Source organism: Aliikangiella marina, from assembly GCF_007004765.1.
In the GTDB taxonomy this organism is placed as follows: Bacteria; Pseudomonadota; Gammaproteobacteria; order Enterobacterales; family Kangiellaceae; genus Aliikangiella; species Aliikangiella marina.
The window spans coordinates 230,235-250,540 of sequence record NZ_VIKR01000007.1 but is presented as its reverse complement, the minus strand read 5'-3'; the positions used below and the strand labels follow the sequence as shown (position 1 = coordinate 250,540).

18 protein-coding genes are annotated in these 20,306 nt (G+C 42.1%); 10 read left to right on the top strand and 8 right to left on the bottom strand.

Going from position 1 to position 20,306, the window contains the following annotated elements; translation table 11 throughout:
- Positions 1-27: 27 nt before the first annotated feature.
- The 4 genes from gyrB to dnaA all read right to left on the bottom strand — a co-directional run bounded on the left by gyrB (position 28) and on the right by dnaA (position 6,225).
- The gene (gyrB, locus tag FLL45_RS22360) at positions 28-2,484 is read right to left on the bottom strand and encodes a DNA topoisomerase (ATP-hydrolyzing) subunit B (protein ID WP_142944290.1); all 2,457 of its coding nucleotides are present in this window, start codon (positions 2,482-2,484) and stop codon (positions 28-30) included.
- Positions 2,485-2,567: 83 nt separating this feature from the next.
- Positions 2,568-3,689 carry a DNA replication/repair protein RecF gene (recF, locus tag FLL45_RS22355; protein ID WP_142944289.1) on the bottom strand — a complete coding sequence of 374 codons (1,122 nt, stop codon included), beginning with the start codon at positions 3,687-3,689 and terminating at the stop codon, positions 2,568-2,570.
- A 22-nt stretch (positions 3,690-3,711) separates the two neighbouring features.
- Positions 3,712-4,818, bottom strand: coding sequence for a DNA polymerase III subunit beta (dnaN, locus tag FLL45_RS22350; RefSeq protein WP_142944288.1), 1,107 nt, complete (start codon positions 4,816-4,818; stop codon positions 3,712-3,714).
- Positions 4,819-4,851: 33 nt separating this feature from the next.
- A complete protein-coding gene (gene dnaA / locus FLL45_RS22345; protein ID WP_142944287.1) occupies positions 4,852-6,225 on the bottom strand; it encodes a chromosomal replication initiator protein DnaA in 1,374 nt (457 codons plus the stop codon).
- A gap of 830 nt (positions 6,226-7,055) precedes the next feature.
- Here dnaA and rpmH point away from each other — a divergent pair.
- From rpmH to mnmE, 5 genes are all read left to right on the top strand, one after another.
- Entirely contained in the window at positions 7,056-7,190 is a 135-nt protein-coding gene (gene rpmH, locus FLL45_RS22340) for a 50S ribosomal protein L34 (RefSeq protein ID WP_142944286.1), read from the top strand.
- A gap of 61 nt (positions 7,191-7,251) precedes the next feature.
- Positions 7,252-7,617, top strand: a complete 366-nt coding sequence (rnpA, locus tag FLL45_RS22335; RefSeq protein ID WP_142944285.1) for a ribonuclease P protein component — start codon at positions 7,252-7,254, stop codon at positions 7,615-7,617.
- Positions 7,602-7,841, top strand: coding sequence for a membrane protein insertion efficiency factor YidD (yidD, locus tag FLL45_RS22330; RefSeq protein ID WP_142944284.1), 240 nt, complete (start codon positions 7,602-7,604; stop codon positions 7,839-7,841). The genes rnpA and yidD overlap by 16 nt, the downstream gene beginning before the upstream one ends.
- 15 nt (positions 7,842-7,856) lie before the next feature.
- Positions 7,857-9,581 (top strand): membrane protein insertase YidC, encoded by a 1,725-nt coding sequence (yidC, locus tag FLL45_RS22325; RefSeq protein WP_142944283.1) that lies wholly within the window; start codon positions 7,857-7,859, stop codon positions 9,579-9,581.
- A 28-nt stretch (positions 9,582-9,609) separates the two neighbouring features.
- Positions 9,610-10,977 carry a tRNA uridine-5-carboxymethylaminomethyl(34) synthesis GTPase MnmE gene (gene mnmE / locus FLL45_RS22320; RefSeq protein ID WP_142944282.1) on the top strand — a complete coding sequence of 456 codons (1,368 nt, stop codon included), beginning with the start codon at positions 9,610-9,612 and terminating at the stop codon, positions 10,975-10,977.
- A 34-nt stretch (positions 10,978-11,011) separates the two neighbouring features.
- On the opposite strand, the gene FLL45_RS22315 is transcribed toward mnmE, so the two are convergent.
- Entirely contained in the window at positions 11,012-12,247 is a 1,236-nt protein-coding gene (locus FLL45_RS22315; protein ID WP_142944281.1) for a hypothetical protein, read from the bottom strand.
- Between the two features lie 183 nt (positions 12,248-12,430).
- Here FLL45_RS22315 and mnmG point away from each other — a divergent pair, with 183 nt between their 5' ends.
- The 5 genes from mnmG (at position 12,431) to FLL45_RS22290 (ending at position 18,143) form a co-directional block, all read left to right on the top strand.
- Positions 12,431-14,323, top strand: coding sequence for a tRNA uridine-5-carboxymethylaminomethyl(34) synthesis enzyme MnmG (gene mnmG / locus FLL45_RS22310; RefSeq protein ID WP_142944280.1), 1,893 nt, complete (start codon positions 12,431-12,433; stop codon positions 14,321-14,323).
- A gap of 12 nt (positions 14,324-14,335) precedes the next feature.
- The gene (gene rsmG / locus FLL45_RS22305) at positions 14,336-14,980 is read left to right on the top strand and encodes a 16S rRNA (guanine(527)-N(7))-methyltransferase RsmG (protein WP_142944279.1); all 645 of its coding nucleotides are present in this window, start codon (positions 14,336-14,338) and stop codon (positions 14,978-14,980) included.
- Positions 14,981-15,189: 209 nt separating this feature from the next.
- Positions 15,190-15,972, top strand: coding sequence for a ParA family protein (locus FLL45_RS22300; protein WP_142944278.1), 783 nt, complete (start codon positions 15,190-15,192; stop codon positions 15,970-15,972).
- Between the two features lie 70 nt (positions 15,973-16,042).
- Positions 16,043-16,924: a ParB/RepB/Spo0J family partition protein gene (locus FLL45_RS22295; RefSeq protein ID WP_142944277.1), complete on the top strand. Its 882-nt coding sequence runs from the start codon at positions 16,043-16,045 to the stop codon at positions 16,922-16,924.
- 118 nt (positions 16,925-17,042) lie between these two features.
- Positions 17,043-18,143, top strand: coding sequence for an FAD-binding oxidoreductase (locus FLL45_RS22290; RefSeq protein ID WP_142944276.1), 1,101 nt, complete (start codon positions 17,043-17,045; stop codon positions 18,141-18,143).
- 76 nt (positions 18,144-18,219) lie between these two features.
- On the opposite strand, the gene FLL45_RS22285 is transcribed toward FLL45_RS22290, so the two are convergent.
- The 3 genes from FLL45_RS22285 to FLL45_RS22275 form a co-directional block, all read right to left on the bottom strand.
- The gene (locus FLL45_RS22285; protein ID WP_142944275.1) at positions 18,220-19,113 is read right to left on the bottom strand and encodes a LolA family protein; all 894 of its coding nucleotides are present in this window, start codon (positions 19,111-19,113) and stop codon (positions 18,220-18,222) included.
- Position 19,114: 1 nt separating this feature from the next.
- On the bottom strand, positions 19,115-19,651 hold the full coding sequence (locus FLL45_RS22280; RefSeq protein WP_142944274.1) for an RNA polymerase sigma factor: 537 nt from the start codon (positions 19,649-19,651) through the stop codon (positions 19,115-19,117).
- 146 nt (positions 19,652-19,797) lie between these two features.
- Positions 19,798-20,217 carry a response regulator gene (locus tag FLL45_RS22275; RefSeq protein WP_142944273.1) on the bottom strand — a complete coding sequence of 140 codons (420 nt, stop codon included), beginning with the start codon at positions 20,215-20,217 and terminating at the stop codon, positions 19,798-19,800.
- Positions 20,218-20,306 lie beyond the last annotated feature (89 nt).

The window sequence follows — 20,306 nt, the reverse complement described above, 5'->3', positions numbered from 1 at the left end:
GAGCCCTTTTAATTTTATTGCGATTAACTACACATCCAAATTTGCCACAGCCAAAGCATTTGACTCAATAAAGTCTCTACGCGGTTCAACCTGGTCACCCATTAAGGTAGTAAACAGCTGATCAGCGGCAACCGCATCTTCGATAGTCACTTGCAACATTCTGCGTGCCTGAGCATCCATCGTCGTTTCCCAAAGTTGTTCTGGGTTCATTTCTCCCAAGCCTTTATAACGCTGAATTGAGAGCCCTCGACGAGATTGTTGCATTAGCCACTCGAGCGCTTCTTCGAAGCTAGAAACTTCTTGTTGGCGAGCTCCTCGCTGTATGTAAGCACCCACTTCCATCAAACCCTTCAAGGTATCGCCGAGTGTCACCATCTTGGTGTATTCGCCAGATGAGAAGAATGGTTTATCCAACGTATAATAATTTGATAATCCGTGATGGGTGACTTTTACCTGAGGAAGATAACGATCTCGCTCTTCATCTTTGACAACTTCAACCGCATAACGAGTAGCGCCAGCTTTTAAATCACCTTGAATCGCTTCATTAAGCAAATTAGCCCAAGCTTCTACTTTTTCTTTATTAGAAAGCTCATCGACAGATAAACGATCAAGATAAATAAGTTCTTTCAATACTCGAGGATCGTAAAGCTGTGCTAATCGACGAATATCTGCTTCAACAGAGCGATACTCACTGACCAATTTCTCCAATGCAGCTCCTGACATAGCCGGCGCATCAGGGTTTACGTGTAACGATGCTTCATCCAATGCCATGCTCGTTAGATATTCTTCAAGCGCAACATCGTCTTTTAAATAAGTTTCTTGCTTACCTTTTTTGATCTTATATAAAGGCGGTTGAGCGATGTAGACATAACCGCGCTCAATCAGCGGCAACATTTGACGATAGAAGAATGTCAGTAATAAAGTCCGGATATGTGCACCATCAACATCCGCATCGGTCATAATAATGATTCTATGATATCGGGTCTTGTCTGCATCAAACTCATCCCGACCGATCCCGCAGCCTAGCGCGGTAATCAAAGTGCCGACTTCTGCAGAAGAAAGCATCTTATCAAAGCGAGCTTTTTCAACATTCAGGATCTTACCCTTTAGTGGCAAAATAGCCTGGTTCTTACGGTTACGTCCTTGCTTAGCTGAACCACCCGCAGAATCACCCTCCACGATATATAGTTCAGAAACAGCCGGATCTTTTTCTTGGCAGTCGGCTAATTTACCCGGTAAACCAGCAATATCAAGCGCACCTTTACGACGTGTCATATCGCGAGCTTTTCTTGCCGCTTCGCGCGCACGGGCTGCATCCATCATTTTAGTTACAATGATCTTAGATTCTTGAGGATTTTCCAAAAGGTATTCATTCAAGTTTTGCGACATCGATTGCTCTACCGCACTCTTTACTTCCGAAGACACTAATTTATCTTTAGTTTGAGAGGAGAACTTCGGATCTGGAACCTTAACTGAAATAACCGCAGTTAAGCCCTCCCTCGCGTCATCACCCGTTGTAGAGACTTTGTTCTTAGCGCTCGCTATTTCCTTCTCAATATAAGTATTCAAAGTACGGGTTAATGCTGCGCGGAAACCTGCTAAGTGAGTACCGCCGTCTCGCTGAGGAATATTATTGGTGAAGCAATAAATATTCTCTTGGAAACTGTCATTCCATTGCATGGCGATTTCAACAGTAATCCCATCATCTTTTTCAGCGGTAAAGTGAAACATCTTTTGGTTGATTGGCGTTTTGGCTTGATTGAGGTAACCGACAAAAGCTTCGATCCCCCCTTCATACATAAAGTGATCTTCTTTACCACTGCGCTCATCTTTTAAACGTATACTCACTCCTGAGTTAAGAAATGATAATTCTCTAAGACGCTTCGCTAAAATGTCATAATGAAAATTAATATCACTGAATATTTCTGGACTTGGGTGGAACCTTAACTCTGTACCGGTACGCTGCGTGTCACCTGTCACCGCAAGTGGTGCTTGAGGTTCTCCAAGAACATAGCTTTGTTCATGGACTTTACCTTCGCGCCGGATTGTTAGTGTCAGCTGATCGGATAAAGCATTAACGACTGAAATCCCAACACCATGCAATCCACCCGAAACTTTATACGAGTTATCATCAAATTTACCGCCCGCATGCAGTACCGTCATGATAACCTGGGCAGCTGACACCCCCTCTTCAGGATGAATACCAACAGGTATTCCTCGCCCGTCATCAGTGACGGATACAGAATTGTCAGGATGAATGATGACATTAATGTCATTACAGTGGCCGGCTAGCGCTTCATCAATTGAGTTATCGACAACTTCGAATACCATATGGTGAAGACCAGTTCCATCATCGGTATCACCGATATACATACCCGGACGTTTTCGGACTGCATCGAGACCTTTTAGGACTTTAATACTGGAAGAGTCGTAACTATTGTTTTCAGAACTTGAGTTATTATCAGTGTCATTAGTATCAGACATTCAGTGATCTACCTTCTATTTCTTCTCAATTCTTGTTCGTAAAGCACACGCATCTTTAGTGATTATATTCAACCACATTCGATTTAAGAGTGCTCACTTGAAGTGTTGTGAAACTGTTCGATTGTTCCATGTTTCACGTGAAACATATGAGCCATATTATACCTTGTTTTCAACCAGTTGAGTGAGTCTAGATGCAAACAAGAAACAATAATTTGCACATTCTCTTGCTGGAACAAGGTAGTTAATAAAGCCTGTTGATTATCGTTATCCAATTCCGAAGTAAAGTCATCAATTATAAAGAGACTATCCTTACCGGTCGCATTTTTAAGCAGCAATGTTTGAGCTAAATACAACAGGTTAATTAATACCTTTTTTTGGCCTCTTGATAAATAATCCTTGGCGAGATGCCCTTCTATCTTTATTCTTAAATCAGCTTTATGAGGTCCAGCGCGAGTATTACCAGATTTAATATCTAGTAACCGGTTATCTAATAATTTCGCTTTGAGGTCGTTCGAGTATCCGGGGTAATACTCAAGCGAAATCAATTTACTAAAATCTACAGTTAAGCTTTGAAGAATTGACTCTAACGCAAGGGATAGTTGCTTTAATACGTCCCTTCTATACTCTGAAATCGCTTCGGCGGCCTCACATAATTGCTTATCCCATATATCAAGTTGCGTTTCGATCTCTGGAATAAGCTTACCTTTCGCACTTCTGAGTAATGCATTTCTTTGCTTTAAGATGCTCGAGTACGATTTCCAGACGGGATGAAACATATGTTCCACGTGGAACAAACACCAATCTAAGTATTTTCGTCTCTCACCGGGACCAGAATCTATCAGGTGGTAACTTTCGGGACTTAAAACTTGCGTTGGGTAATACTGAGTAAGTTTGGATAGGCTGTTAACGACCTCTCCATTTATCTTTATCGCCTTTTTTTTGTCTTTCTTGAAGTATCCCAAGCCAAACCTTTGGCCGTCATCAGATCCAGCAAAAACAGAAAAACTATCAATAGCTTCATTAACCACAAACTCTAAGCGACTAGTTCTAAAAGAACGCCCGGATGTTACTAAACCGATAGCCTCTAATATGCTTGATTTACCCGCGCCGTTATCGCCAAAAAACACGTTGAGTTGCGACGATAAATCGAACTGGCAAGTACTTAAATTACGTACCCCTTGGCATTTAAAGTGCTTTAAATACATTGAATGTTTGTACTAGCAGTACCTATAGTCTCATCGGCATTACGACATACAAACAATCGTCTGAATCAGCATTTTCAATGAGCACACTACTATTGGCATCACCAAGATTAAACCGGACATTTTCGGACCGGATAACGTTGAGCGCATCAAGGAGGTAGCCAACATTGAAGCCAATTTCTAAATCTTCGTCGTTGTAATCGACATCAAGCTCTATTTCAGCTTCTTCTTGCTCTGGGTTGTTTGCGTGTATGCAAAGCTTATTGGCATTAATATTTAGACGAACCCCTCTAAACTTTTCATTACACAAAATCGACGCCCTCGAAAATGCGTCTTTTAATCTATCTTTTTCAGCAACCAACAATCGTTGAGAGTTTTTGGGTAAGACTTTATCGTAGTCGGGGAATCGCCCGTCGATAAGCTTTGAGGTGAATACATACTGCCCTAGCGTAATTCTCATGTGATTATTACTCATTTCTAAAACACAGGAGTCTTGTGCTGAAGACAGTAGTTTACCTGCTTCGAGTATGCCTTTGCGGGGAACGATAGCTTGAATAAGCTCATCATTGACCTTTTCATCAAGTTTTAACGTCGCTAATGCTAGACGGTGGCCGTCGGTTGCTACTGAAGAGAGCTTGTCACCATTAAGCTCGAGCAACATTCCGTTAAGATAATATCTGACGTCTTGATGCGCCATTGCAAACTGAGTCTTATCGAATAGACTCTTTAACTCTAGCGAATCGATGTTTAACTTGAGGTTAAACATTGCTTCTTCAATGTTGGGAAATTCTTGCGCAGCGATTGTCGAAAGCGAAAACTTACTTCTTCCTGAGGATACCTTTAAACGATTTTCATCGAGAGAAACATTGATAGGATTTTGTCCTGATAGGCTCTTACAAATATCAACAAACTTGCGCGCAGGTACTGTGATATCCCCTTCGATATACTCGCCTTCAAGCGCAATATTAACGGCCATTTCAATCTCGAGATCGGTTGCCGTAATCACCAATACCCCATCGTTAACTTTTAACAGTAAATTACCAAGTACAGGTAACGTTTGGCGCTTTTCTACAGCACCAGAAACCAGTTGCAAAGGTGTAACTAAATCATCTTTACTAACCGAAAATTTCATCGTTATTAGCTCCTATTATGGGTTTATCGCCCTTTAACTTGATAATGTTCTCATTAAATTAGTGTAATCCTCATTGATATCTTGCGATTCTTCTTTTAAGGATTTTACTTTTCGACAGGCGTGTAACACGGTTGTATGGTCCTTGCCGCCGAACGCTTCGCCTATTTCTGGAAGGCTATGATTAGTCAGCTCTTTCGCAAGCGACATTGCTAGTTGTCTTGGTCTTGCTATTGAGCGATTTCTTCGCTTAGATAATAAATCAGACACTTTGATTTTATAATACTCAGCGACCGTCTTTTGTATATTTTCAATACTAACTTGTTTGTCTTGTGCCGCTATAAGATCTCTTAGTGCATCTTTAACAAACTCTACAGTTATTTCTTTACCAGTGAACTGAGCGTTCGCTATTACTCGCTTGAGTGCACCTTCTAATTCTCTGACATTTGATCGAATACGCTTTGCGATAAAAAATGCGACCTCGTGAGGTAACTCTATACCTGATTCTTCCGCTTTAGAGATCAAAATGGCAACTCGTGTCTCTAGCTCAGGTGGGTCGATTGACACGGTTAAGCCCCACCCAAATCGCGATTTCAAACGCTCTTCAACCCCGTCAATCTCTCGTGGATAACGATCACATGTTAGTATAACTTGTTGATTTCCTTCAAGTAATGCATTAAACGTATGAAAAAACTCTTCTTGGGAGCGCTCTTTATTTGCGAAAAATTGAATATCATCAATAAACAGCGCATCGACACTTCGGTAGAACCGTTTAAACTTTTCTATCGAATTAGTTTGTAGTGCTTTAACCATATCGGCGACAAACCGTTCTGAATGTAAGTACACTACCTTACCTTCTGGTTTATTCGCTAAAATCTGATTACCAACAGCCTGCATCAAATGGGTTTTACCTAGCCCTACTCCGCCATAGATAAATAAAGGGTTGTAGGCAGTTCCTGGATTTTGAGCGACTTGCTTAGCGGCGGCCATAGCCAGTTGATTACTCTTACCTTGAACAAAACTATCGAAAGTGAAATTTCTATTTAAATTACCTTTACGAGTATTATCAGTGACGACATTGGTGTTGTTGCTGTGAGGCTCAACTGGTGTCGTTGGTGTCTGAGGTTTATTAATTCTATTAACTGGGGTATTGTTATTTTCTTTAGTTTCATAAAGTGGATTAACTGAAACTATACCTAGTTGTATTTGAATTGGATCGTCACCTTCGGTAGCGAGTATTTCGCGAATTCTTGGTAGATATTTTTCTCTTACCCAGTCGAGTACAAAGCGGTTAGGTGCTTTAATGTGAAGTTGCTGATTTTCGAGTGTGGCTTTTAGTGGACGGATCCAGGTACTGAATTCCGTTGGCGGCAACTCATCCTGGAGATATCTTTGACACTTATTCCACATCTGCAATTAATAAATATTTTTGTTTGACTGTTTTTTAGGGCAAGTAATCTTTCACACTTACTGTTGTCTTTTAGATTTATTGTGAAAGAGTTGAGAATTTTAGATCGAATTAAAAAATTGATCCACAGATTTCGAAAATAAATTTTAAATGTCCTACTTTAGTCGTATTTTCTATCCGGGGAAAAATTGGTCAAGAATTTGCTTTTTTACCGTTATTTGCGCTTTCCTTGTTAACTAATTGTATAAAAATGTGTGATTATCTTTTTAATCTTAAATTATTCTTCTTTTGTACAGGTTTGATCACGTTTTATAACGACCTTTTTCGGTCCTTTTAAACATACTTATAAACCGAATAAATTACTGTTTTTATTCAATAAAAATGACTTACCCACAGAATATAGCTTGACTAATATCTATAATAATAAGATCTTTTTATTTATTATTATTATTTTAGGCTTGTAGATAACTTTTAATCTAAAGTTACTTAGGTTGCTTGTACTTTTTAGCATCATCGGTTCAATTTTAACCATAATCGTTATTTTACTAACTTTTGTAAAATATTTTAGGAATTTCACTTATCCACAAACCGTACCGCTAAACTTATCATAAATAGAACATATAGTGGTAAAAGGCTAACCGTATCCATATATATAGTGATCATATTTAAGGTTTGATAAATCACATTGAGCGGATTTGCTCAATTAGTCTAAAATGTAGCCACAAAAGGCGTTGACACTATATTTTGGATGACATAGAATTTGCGCCCCTTGGAGCAGGCTGTTACCGAATATGCCCGCCTTGATTAACATTAACTGATAACGGATAGACTGATGAAACGTACATTTCAGCCTAGCACTTTAAAGCGTAAGCGTCGTCACGGTTTTCGTGCACGTATGGCAACTAAAAATGGTCGTCAAGTAATCAACCGTCGCAGAGCGAAAGGTCGTAAGCGTCTTAGCGCTTAATTACTCGATAGCTGCTTTATTGCTATTTAAAAGAATTTGTTGCTCTTGTTGAGAATTGTGGATGAATACGCCATCCTTCGGTTTCCAACAAGAGCTTCGTCTTTTAAGCGCTAAAGATTTTAGTCACGTCTTTGATCAAGCGTTTAAAGTCAATAATCGAGCCTTTACCCTCCTGGCGAGAGAGAATCAACTAGGACATCCGCGTCTTGGGTTGGTCATAGCAAAGAAAAATCTACGATTCGCCTATCAACGCAATTATGTAAAAAGGATTCTTCGGGAAGGTTTTAGGCTACAACAGTCTACACTGAATTCTTACGACTTGGTTATTCTTACCCGGCGGGATATTGCTGTATTACCTAAAACAGATATAATCCGTCATCGTGACAATTTATTCGATAGATTCCGAAGAAAATGCAGACAATCCTGATAGGTTTTATCAAGCTGTACCAAAAAACTTTGAGTAAGTTTATTGGCGGATCCTGTCGTTTCTATCCAACTTGTTCCAGTTATGCGATTGAAGCTATACAAACCCACGGTAGTATGAAGGGATCATGGCTGATGATTAAGCGCATTGGTCGTTGTCATCCGCTAAATCCAGGAGGAATCGATCCTGTGCCTCCCACCCATCAATGCCAGCATAAGCATCATTAAGAGAAAACTAATATTATGGAATCCGCCCGTACCTTTTTATTTATTGCTTTTGCAGTACTGACGTTTTTGCTTTATTTGGAGTGGCAAGAATACAATGCGCCCCCTCCGGTGGAGAAAGCGCCTATAGTCTCTTCACTTAACACGCCAACAACGATTCCAACAACTGCTGATCCGGTGGCTTCATCCTCATCGACTGATGATATTGCAGGCGAGTTGCCTACTTCATCATCAACTCCAGAGATTAAGCCGAGCAATACGAATAACCGAGCGCTTATTATGGTAACCACCGATGTACTTCGGGTTACCATTAATCCCGTTCAAGGCGATCTAGTTTCAGCCGAGCTATTGAATTACAAAGAAACGTTGGAAGAAAACTCTCAACCGATCAATATCTTAGAGAACCGAAATGGCCGAGTTTACGAAGCTTTATCGGGTCTTTATGGTGAAAATGCGCCGAACTTTCCCGGTAATGTTGCTATCTTTGATTCGTCGCAGCGTAATTATGAGTTGACTGAGGGCGATGACTCAATCGATGTGGATTTAACTTGGACTAACGCGAAAGGCGTTGTTTATACCAAACGTTATACCTTCTCCCGCGCGAAATATAATGTTGAAGTGAAGTATTTGGTTAATAATCAAAGTGGTGAAAAGATAGCAAATCGAATGTTTACTGCGTTGAAACGTGACATGCGCGAGCCAGAAGGGCAAAAGTCTGAGGGGATCGGTATGACTTCTTACATTGGCCCAGCTTACTCAACAGAAGAATCTAAATACGAAAAATATGATTTTGAGGATCTTCAAGAGGCTGATCTCAATACCCAAACCCAGGGTGGTTGGGTCGCGATGTTGCAACATTACTTTGTCTCCGCTTGGGTGCCTCGCAACAATGATGTGAATAAAATTGATACAACAACAGATAACCTCGGAAAATCAGGTTTAGTTCAAATACGCATTACCCAGGATTGGCAGTGGATAGAGCCTGGTCAAACTGGTGAATACGCGGCGACTTTTTATGTCGGACCGAAAATTCAGGCAGAATTAGAGCAAATAGCGGATGGATTAGAATTAACCGTTGATTACGGCTTTTTGTGGTGGATTGGACAACCAATTTTCTTCCTACTACTTTTCTTCCAAGGATTTGTGATCAACTGGGGGGTTGCGATTATATTGGTAACGTTTGCGATAAAAATGTTGTTATATCCTTTAGCACGCGCCCAATATCGTTCATTTGCCAAAATGCGGTTACTTCAACCCAAATTAACCGCAATGAAGGAGCGATATGGCGATGACCGTCAGCAATTCTCAATGAAAATGATGGAATTGTACAAAAAAGAGAAAGTAAACCCACTGGGTGGCTGTTTCCCGCTTTTAGTTCAAATGCCGGTATTTATCGCGCTCTATTGGGTACTCATGGAAAGTGTCGAGCTTCGCCACGCCCCATTTATGTTGTGGATAGATGATCTAGCGGTTAAAGATCCTTACTGGGTTCTGCCATTGTTAATGGGCGCGAGTATGTACCTGATGCAAAAAATGCAGCCGACTTCGCCAACGATGGATCCAATGCAGCAGAAGATTTTTCAAATGATGCCCGTATTTATGACGGTTTTCTTTGTCTTCTTCCCTGCTGGTCTGGTGCTTTACTGGTTAATGAATAACTTGATCTCAATTGCTCAGCAGTTGTATATCACTAACCAATTTAATAAAGAGCAAGAAGCGAAAAACTTAGCCAAAGGTAAGTAACACTTTGGTGTTTGCTCGAGTAAGCTAAATGACTGAGCCCAGACAAACCACAATCGCCGCTTTAGCGACTCCTCCGGGAAAAGGCGGCGTATCTATCATTCGAGTCTCTGGCCCTCTTTGCCAACAAGTCGCACAAAAAATCTTGGGAAAGCCCCTTAAGCCGCGATACGCTAATTACCTCCCTTTCTTTGATTTACAAGGTACTCAACTCGATCAAGGGATAGCCCTATTTTTTGAAAATCCGAATTCTTTCACCGGTGAAGATGTGCTGGAGTTTCAAGGACATGGCGGCCCTGTCGTTATGGACCTAATACTGGAAAATATTCTTCAATGTGGGGTCCAACTTGCCAAGCCAGGTGAATTCTCCGAGAGAGCGTTTTATAACGATAAGTTAGATTTAGCACAGGCCGAGGCAATCGCAGATTTGATTGATAGCGGATCGAGACAAGCAGCGCGCTCTGCACTGCGCTCGTTAACCGGAGAATTCTCTGAGCGAATTAATGAAATAGTTGAGAAAGTCGTCTATCTGCGAATGTATGTAGAGGCCGCAATAGATTTTCCCGATGAAGAGATAGATTTTCTGGCTGATGACAAAGTTACTTCCCAACTCAAGGAAATCCAAGAGTTGGTGGATAAATTATTAACCAATGCGCATCAAGGCAGTCTCCTGAGAGAGGGAATGAAGGTTGTCATTGCTGGCAAGCCAAACGCTGGCAAATCGAGTTTGCTAAACGCGTTATCCGGCAGAGAGTCAGCCATTGTCACTGATATTGCTGGAACAACACGCGATGTACTATCGGAGCAAATTAGTATTGATGGATTACCTTTGCACATTATTGATACTGCTGGTTTGCGACAAGCAACGGATAAAGTGGAACAAATTGGCATCGCCCGTGCCTCAAAAGAAATTGAACAAGCGGACAGAGTGTTGTTGGTGGTTGATTCCACCGATGGTGAAATCAACCAAGTCGCCCAAGAAATAAAACAATACATCGACCCCGCAATTCACCTACCACCGATAACTCTCGTGAAGAACAAGTGCGATTTGACTAACCAAGCACCTGAACTTCAGGCAACCGACTCTGAGGTTGTTGTCACCCTGTCTGCTAGCAATGGCGATGGGTTGGGGTTACTCAAGACACACTTAAAAGATGTGGTCGGCTATCAAGCATCAGAGTCGGGAACATTCATGGCTCGGCGTCGGCATATCGACGCGATGCAGCGAGCACAAGCGCATTTAAGGACGGGGTTTGAGCAATTAACGGAAATGGCTGCGGGTGAAATATTGGCTGAAGAGCTAAAATTAACCCAAGATTGTTTGAACGAAATTACCGGCGAGTTCACGTCCGATGACTTACTAGGGAAGATATTTTCGAGCTTCTGTATCGGTAAGTAGCCGTTAATTAGTTTTATTTGTTCTGTTATAAGTCCTATCGATTACCATTATCTAACTCAATAAAACTAATATCTGTAAAGTTATACGGTAAAACAGATCTTCCACCAAATTTATATTCACTTAGAAAGATTCTTTTCGGCGTTAAGCGAGCAATTTCGCCACCGACTTGCTTGCGATTTTTAAAATGTAGTATGACTTGGCTGCCGATAAAACGTCGTAATCCCTGATAGTTCACGGGCAGATAACTGGTCGTTGCGACCGGTGTAGACTCTTCTTCTTGGGTTTTACGGTCCCGTTCAAAACCTAAGTAATCGACAGAGGCGATTAGTTTGTCGACCTCAGACTGGTTTAAGCCCAGGGTAATTGTCGATTTTTGAGTAATTTCGTGGAGCGGCAGTTTTTGAATACTCTGCCAGGATTGGTCGATTGCTGGTGAAAAAGCAAGGCTAATTCGCTCGGGTAGGTTGATGAAATCACGATATTGATTCACCAAATTATTACTCAGCACATAGTGATTGTCGTTAGCCACTTGATTGAGTTGACTGACGAAAGTCCTCGCCAACTGTCCTATCTCTGATTGTCCGGTTGTTTCTCGGCAGCGATTAAGAGCTTGTTGTAACCAGACAAAATCGTTTATCTGAAATTCGATTTGTTCTAAAAAGCCCGACATGAATATCTCATTCTCAATATCACTGATCAGCCCTTTAACGTTTAAATCTGCCAAAGCAATGGTGTCGACGTTGATATCAAATAGGAACTGACGGTTGTTGTAGTCATATTTAAATTCTGCTTCGCCATTAAATCCGACTGCAGCAGGCGTTTGAGTGAGAATATTTTTACAGGCGTCAGGTATGATTTCGGTGTTAAAAGGCAAATTTAGCTTTTTCAATCGAGAAAATAACATAAAAGTGTCGCTGGTTTGGACTGCTTCTACTGTCAGGTTTAGCTTAGGTGGGAACACTTGATATGCTGCGTATTCAGACAAATCGATAAGATTGCTTGTTGAGTCAAAGTCTGCATGAAGACTTCCAACTGTGACCACTGGATATTCGCCTTCTTCATAAAACTCAATTTCGCTAATGTACAAATTACCACTTAAATCGGCCCAGGCTCGACCGTATTCAATGTCGAAATTATTACTCATTCTGTCGAAGAATTGATCGACGCTACGATTGACATACCAGATAAAACCAAGGTAAACGGCCATTCCTGCGAGGAAAAGCATCCGCAAGACTTTTTTGACCATTTTTTTAGCTTTAATTCTGTTCATTAAGATGTCGATTAAAGGAACATTTTTCCTGTAAAATCCATAGGATAGCTCAATAATGGCACTATAAACCTTATTGCGCGAGAAGTTTGGCATAAAAGTCTCAAATTTCCTAACAAAGATCGTTCATTTATTAGCCACTTTTAGGTAAGATCCCCCTCCTTTTTAGATTCAGCGGTACAAAGCATGTTATTTGATGAAAGTTTTGATGTGATAGTGGTTGGTGGAGGCCATGCTGGTACGGAAGCGGCCCTAGCTTCTGCACGTAAGGGTGCCAGCACATTATTGGTTACTCACAATATCGAGACTTTGGGTCAAATGAGTTGTAACCCAGCAATCGGCGGCATCGGCAAAGGTCATCTCGTTAAGGAAGTCGATGCTATGGGCGGTGTGATGGCTAAAGCGATCGATCATGCCGGCATTCATTTCCGAAAACTCAATGCCAGTAAAGGGCCCGCCGTTAGAGCGACCCGTGCTCAAGCCGATAGAACTTTGTACAAGAATTTTGTGAGAGAAGTTTTAGAGAACCAACCTAACTTGAAGTTATTTCAGCAAGCGGTTGATGATTTGATTATTGAAAACGACAAAGTGGTCGGCGTGATGACTCAAATGGGATTGCGCTTTAATGCTAAAACGGTGGTTTTGACCGCTGGAACTTTTTTAGACGGCAAAATTCATATCGGCTTATCAAATTATTCTGGTGGTCGCGCGGGCGATCCGCCGTCAGTTGGTTTGTCACAGCGATTGAGGGAGTTACCGTTTCGCGTCGAGCGACTTAAAACCGGAACACCACCACGCATAGATGGAAGAAGCATTAACTTCGACGGTTTGGAGGAGCAACACGGTGATACGCCCGTGCCGGTTTTTTCATTTACTGGTAATGCATCTCAACACCCGAGACAGATACCTTGCTATATAACTCACACTAACTCGAATACGCATGACATTATCAACAGTGGCTTAGATCGTTCACCCATGTTTAGCGGCGTTATCGAGGGTGTCGGTCCCCGATATTGTCCTTCGATTGAAGACAAAGTGACTCGTTTTGCTGAGCGAGATTCCCATCAGATTTTTATTGAACCGGAAGGACTGAACACTCACGAGGTCTACCCCAATGGGATTTCAACGAGTTTGCCTTTTGATGTACAAATGGAGTTCGTTCGCTCGATTAAGGGATTTGAAAATGCGCATATCACTCGTCCCGGATATGCGATTGAATATGATTATTTTGATCCGCGCGAGCTAAAAGCTTCACTCGAGACCAAACACATAGACGGCTTATTCTTTGCCGGTCAAATCAATGGTACCACGGGATATGAAGAGGCTGCAGCGCAAGGATTAGTTGCTGGATTAAATGCGGCGCTTAAAGTTTTTGGTGAAGAAGCTTGGGGGCCGAGTCGGGAAGATTCCTATATGGGGGTGATGATCGACGACTTAGTAACACGTGGAACTCAAGAACCTTACCGAATGTTCACGTCTCGCGCTGAATATCGTCTCATTCTACGAGAAGATAATGCCGATCTGCGGTTAGCAGAAAAAGCTCATCAAATGGGATTGTTGAGTGACAGTCAGTGGAAAGTCACTGCTGAGAAGCGAGAGTCGATTGAGCGAGAGTTACAAATCATGCGCTCAACCTGGATTCAATCCAATTCAGAGGCCGCAACTAAATTAAACGCGCATTTAGACAAACCGCTCAGCAGAGAATATAGCTTAATGGACCTATTAAAACGTCCGCAATTAAACTATCGGTTGATTGAAGAAAGTGTTGATAGCATTGGAGAATCAGTTTCTGACGATGTGAAGGAGCAAGTTGAAATTCAGGCGAAATATGCCGGATATATAGATCGCCAGAAAGACGAAATCGCCCGGAATAAGAAACAATTGAATATGCCGATTCCAGCCTCGATAGACTATAAAACCATTGGCGGATTATCGGCAGAGATTGTGCAAAAGCTAGAAACCGCGCAACCGGAAACCATTGGCCAGGCAAGTCGAATATCGGGGGTAACGCCGGCGGCGATATCAATGTTGCTGATTACGATTAAAAAGCACAAAGTAAAATTGGCTAAGCAAGCTTAGGTTTTAAGGAATATGTTGAAATCTATTGATCTGCTTAACCAAGGGATCGCGACTTTGGGGCTTAATCTTGAATCGAACCAAGTTGATCAGTTGGCGGAGTTATTGAGTCAGCTCCTTAAATGGAATAGTACTTACAATCTGACAGCGATTAAAGATGAAGAAGAAGCACTCAAACTTCATTTGCTTGATAGTTTATCGATAGTGCCACACTGGTCGTTTTCGAAAACGCTGGATGTCGGCACCGGACCTGGATTCCCCGGGCTGCCACTTGCCATAGCGCTACCGGAGCAAACTTTCCATTTACTTGATAGCAATAGTAAAAAAGTCCGCTTTATTCGACAACAGATCCACCATTTAGGATTAACTAATGTTACTGCCTGGCATAGCCGAGTTGAACAACATCAAATAAACAGCGATGAAAACCAGAAATATGATGCAATCGTATCTCGAGCTTTTGCTTCGTTAGCGGATATGGTGAAGTTAAGCGAGCACTTACTTAGTGATGATGGCCGATGGATGGCGATGAAGGGGGCGTACTTAGAAGACGAAGTGGCCGAATTGCCGGAATGGGTGGAACAAGTTGGCGTTACGGAGTTAGTCGTTCCCGGCGTACAAGCTGATCGATGTTTAATCGAATTGAAACGAGGAAACCGTTGATCCCTGTGTCGATCAATCTATAATGGATCGCTCGCCCTGAGATTACAGCACTGGGTGAGCGCGTAGAACAACCGATAATAAAGCGCTAGAAAACAGCAGAGTTTTTAAAATTTTATTGAATTCAAAATGTTAGCCTTACTTTAGTAGACACCATACCGTCAATTGGCGAACTTAAAGAATATAGACCGGTAAATAATTAGAGGTATCTTGTGGGAAAAATCATCGCAGTAACCAATCAAAAAGGTGGCGTTGGCAAAACAACCAGCAGTATTAATATTGCTGCTTCGCTTGCTGCGACAAAACGCAAGGTTCTTCTGGTTGATATGGATCCGCAAGGTAATGCCAGCAGCGGTTGCGGTGTGGATAAAGATGAATTAGAGCTTCAAGTTCTGGATGTGCTTTTGGGTGAGAAAAGCGCGCGCGAATGTATGATTAACGCGGAACAAGCCGGAATTTATGTGTTACCCGCTAACTCTGATTTGGCGGCGGCAGAAGCGCATCTATTAAATGCTGATAGTAAAGAGTCTCGCCTCAAAGATGCCCTTGCTCCCTTAGTCGAAGAGTTCGATTACATCTTTATTGATTGCCCGCCTTCGCTCAGTATTTTAACGGTTAATGCGTTAGTCGCAGCGAATAGCGTAATGATACCGATGCAATGCGAATATTATGCTTTGGAAGGATTGAGCGCTTTATTACAAACCGTCCAGCAAATTACCGAACACGTCAATCCAGAACTGGAAATTGAGGGAATTTTAAGAACGATGTATGACCCGAGAAACCGTCTAGCGGTAGAAGTATCGGGCCAGCTCCACGAGCATTTCGGCGAGAAAGTCTACCGTACGGTGATTCCTCGTAATGTTCGATTAGCGGAAGCTCCGTCATATGGCCTCCCCGCGTTACTTTATGATCGATTGTCACGGGGCGCAAAAGCTTACTTAGCGCTTGCCGGTGAAATGATCCGCCGTCAGGAAGCTTACGCTGAGTCAGCGTAGAATACTCAATAATAAAAGAGGCTCGCTTTAGCGCCTTTACGACTAGCAATATTTTTAATCGAGAAACTTCATGAAGAAAAAACTGGGCCGTTCACCGTTAGACGCTTTCCTCAGCAAGCCAAAGGCGGGAGAAACCGGAGATTCAACCGAATCGAGCATTCCAAAAGGCGAACTCCGCAAGCTACCAGTAGAAATGCTCCAACCTGGACAGTATCAGCCGCGTAAAATTATGACCGACGAAGCGCTGGAAGAGTTGGCTAACTCAATCAAAGCGCAAGGTGTCATTCAACCGGTAGTTGTTCGCTCTGTTGGAAAAGACAAGTATGAAATCATTGCTGGAGAGCGACGTTGGCGAGCTTCGCAGCTAGCTCAACTCGATGAAATTCCGGTTTTAGTCAAAGAGATCCCTGATGAAGCGGCCATCGCGATGGCGCTGATTGAGAATATTCAACGCGAAGATCTTAATGCGATGGAAGAAGCAACGGCGCTTCAGCGTTTGATGCAAGAGTTTAGTCTGACTCACCAGCAAACAGCAGATGCAGTCGGCAAAAGTCGTACGACTGTCACCAACCTCCTAAGATTACTCACATTAACGGAACCATGCCGAGTCATGCTTGAGCGAGGTGATTTGGAAATGGGACATGCTAGAGCATTGTTATCGTTAGGAAATGAAGAACAAACCTTGGTCGCCAGAACGGTTGTCGCTAAAGACCTAACGGTACGCGAAACTGAAAAGCTGGTCCGTAAGCACCTTTCTCCCGTAAAAGCTAACGCCAAGGAAAATAAAGTCGATCCTCATATTGAACAGTTGGAACGAACAATTGCGGATAAACTGGGTGCAACTATCGACATTCAGCATGGTGCAAAAGGCAAAGGTAAAATTGCTATTCAGTACAATAGTTTAGATGAGCTCGATGGAATTTTACGACACATGGGGATCGAGCAGCTTTAGTCTGTGTGATGGTCAAATGATGGCTTTAGCCACCGAATAAGCAACTCTTCAATTCGTATTCATCAATTATAGGGACTCTTTGTTTGTTACTGAGTCCTTTAAATTAAACTTAATAATCATGTTAATTACCGATCTCAATCAACTTCAAGCCCTCGAGTCATGGTCAACCCGTAAGACAAAAGCGGTGTGCGTAAATGTCATTCAAGAAACCCACGATGTTAAAACTTTTCAGTTTAGAGCGGAGCCGCAACATCTATTCCATTTTAAACCAGGACAGTTTATTGGAATACAGTTAGAGATTGATGGTGAGAAACACAACCGGTCATATACGATCGCTTCGTCGCCGACACGCCCTCACCTCTTGGATTTGACCATCAAGTTAGACCCAGCTGGCTCGGTTTCGCCATGGCTACACGCCAATATTTCGATTGGTAGTGAGTTAGAGTTACGTGGCCCAGCTGGCAGGTTTAATTGTTTTGATATTCAATCGGAAAAAGTGTTACTGATTTCCGCGGGTTCAGGTATTACGCCGATGATGTCGATGGCGCGTTTTTGGTGTGATCAAGCGGCCGATAAAAACATCCAGTTTTTAAATTGGGCGCGTTCAACCCAAGATATTATTTTTCGTCGAGAAATTGGCTTGTTGGATCACCAATATCATCAGTTTGCGGCAGAGGTTATTTTGACCCAGCCAGGGTTGAGCGAAAACTGGTTAGGTCGTCGAGGCCGAATAAACGCAACGACCTTGAGTGATATGGTACCGGATCTCAATGAACGCACTGTTTTTTGTTGCGGGCCTGATGGTTTTATGGCGCAAGTTAAATCCTGTTTGGCAGAGTTGGGTTTTGATATGGCTAACTACCATGATGAAACTTTCGATCCAGGCGGTAAGAAAAAAGCCAAAGTAGCCGCATTAAAAGCAGAAGCTGAAAAAACGGTAACCGCGGAAACTAAAGGTCCATTTCAACTGACTTTTAAAAAAACCGGTAAGATAGTGGATGTTGAAGCGAATGAAATCCTGTTAGAACGCATTGAAGCAGAGGGAATCGCTATAGAGTCAGCGTGCCGAGCTGGAAATTGTGGTGCCTGCCAAGTGAAGAAACTAACCGGCGAAACAAAATCTGCTAATGAAATTGGCTTACATGAAGATCGCCGCGATGAAGGATACATTTTGACTTGCACGACACATATTGAGTCGGATGTAGAGCTTGATATCTAAGCCTTTCAATTTAAAAAAGGGAGCGATTGCTCCCTTTTTAATCGCACGACATTAAATACTCCAATCGCTCTGGTATTTAATCCTTGTCCTCGCCGACCAAGGTGTAATCAGCGGGTATTTCGAGTGAGAATAGAGACTCCTCAATCGAAATGTTAAGTTCCAGGTCTGCTTGCATCGTGAATATTGGTTGGTCGCCCCCGTTATCACTGGACATCGCAAACCTTACTGGCATATTAGTCTCAGTATTTGCCCATATAGATATAACAATATCATTGTTCGCAAATCGAAACCCTTCAACATTTTGTGCATTAACGACGTCGGTTCCAAGATATTCAGCCTCGCCCTTGAATTCTTTTGCTAATTCAAACCAGTGTAAAGGATTCTGTTCAATTGACTGTGCGGCTTTATCGACCGAGAAAGCAAAAGGTATCGCGAACTTTTGAGCGGGGATCAAAGTTAATCCCTTACCGTGTTGAGAGTGAATAATATTAATCATTTGCGCGCCGGCAGGGTTATGCTGGTCTGTTTGGCTTGCAGGTGTGGTTTCCACGCGGACTTTATCAGGTGTTTTATACAAAACTTTTAAAGACATTAACGGGTTACCGTTAGCAATCATATTAGCTTGGTATTGCATTGTATTAATATTTTGCAGGTGACTAATCACCTGGGCAAACGCCGATTGCGTGTTAGAGGTAAATAAAAGTAAGCTCGAAACTACAAATGCTAAGGTTGCAAGACCTCCCGCGAGAATCCTTTGCGGCTGAAATATCGCTTTGAATACTTCGAAAAAAGTACGCTGATTTGCATCCGTGGTATCGTTTTCAATATTTGAGTGACTGTGAGCGTGTTGTTCGATTGCACTCAATAGCCTATCTTCCATTGCTTGGTAGGTCGCTTCATCAGGTTCAAGTGCTTTCATTTGTTGCAATGTGCTGTCCAGTTTAGGATCAAGTGGTTGGTTCTGATTCATTTTAAGCTCCTGCTAATTGGGGGTTAGCCACTTTCAGATTAATTTTTTCTATGCCACGTTTCAGTGTCACGCCAACTAGACTCGAACTAATCTCGAGTTGTTCGGCAATTTCCTGATAAGTGAATTCATGGAGAAAGCGTAGAATGATTACTTGGGCCTCTTGGGATGAAAGCTCAGAGAGATGATGTCGAAAAACTTCGATATCCTGGTTTAATGAAAATTGCTGTTCAGGGTTAAGCGTTGTGTCTATTGCTTCAGTTGGCTCATATGCTTGTCGATTATTATCTTCATGACGCACTTTGAGTTTGCGTAAAAGATCAAGTGAAGTTCGGGTTGTTAAAGTGGTTAAGTAAGCAGCCCAATTCCTCACGTTGCCTTCAAGTAACGCTCTGTTGCTAAATAATTTGATGAAGATATCTTGTGTAATATCCTCCGCTCGTTGAATATCACCAATCACTCGGTAAGCGGTGTTAAATACCAACCTACCGTGGATTTTGGCGAGTTCAGCAATTTTGTTTTTGACCAAAATGGGATCCAATGTCCTTCTCCTTACGTCGTTCTCATAAGGTTGACGTGCGAGCGGTCAGAAATCTTACAAGGTTTTTATAAAAAACAGAATTTCTTGGTTAAAACCAATCTGTGGTCGAGGGTGAAGGGATTGAAAGAAAAGTCGATGGAGTTGTTTCAGGTATACAGCTCAAAATAGAAGGAGAGTTTTTCAATCATTGTGTCTGTATTGATTGGTTTAACGATATAGTTGGACACGCCGGCTTGGATTGCTTCTTTGACCGCTTCGGCGCTCGAATTACCGGTACACATAAAAAAGGTAATATCTTTATTTAACTCAGATTTTCTCACCTGTTTTAAAATTTCATTGCCGGTGGCACCAGGCATATCCCAATCACAGACAATCAGATCATAGTGCTCATCGAGTAGTTTTTTGAGTGTCGAGTCACCCTCTTTCGTCGCTGTGATATCGGTAAAACCGACTTCTTCTAATATCGCTTGGAGCATCTGTCTCATTGTGCCTTCGTCATCAGCGACAAGGACTTTCGCTTTGCTAGCTGCTATCGGTTCTTGGGTGTCTGTGGTCAAAATACTCATAATGGCCGTGGTTATTTTCTTGTTAGTCAATGATTGATGAGATTATTCATCATTAACTCTAAGCTTAGATATTTATTGGCGTATTGCCA